The following is a 229-nucleotide window of genomic DNA, read 5'->3' on the forward strand; positions in this document are numbered from 1 at the left end:
GGGTGCGGCGGTCGTTGACGCCGTCGCCGTTGAGGGTCTGGACCTTGGCGTAGCCGCGGAACTGGCCGTAGGTGCGGTACTTGGCCTTGACGACCTCGTTGTCGTCGTAGTGCCACGCCGCCCCGCCCAGGTACTTGTAGCTGGTCGACAGCGCCGGCGCACCGCCGGTGGGGTCGGTCGAGGTCACTCGGGTGACCGCCCACTTGTTGAACCAGTCCTTGTACTGGCT

Annotated in this window: 1 protein-coding gene; it reads right to left on the reverse strand. The window is 67.2% G+C overall.

From position 1 onward, the window contains the following. A partial coding sequence (locus ONA70_RS36615) for a hypothetical protein (RefSeq protein WP_265011039.1) occupies nt 1-229 on the reverse strand: 229 nt, incomplete at both ends.

The organism is Micromonospora yasonensis (assembly GCF_026013475.1).
In the GTDB taxonomy this organism is placed as follows: Bacteria; Actinomycetota; Actinomycetes; order Mycobacteriales; family Micromonosporaceae; genus Micromonospora; species Micromonospora yasonensis.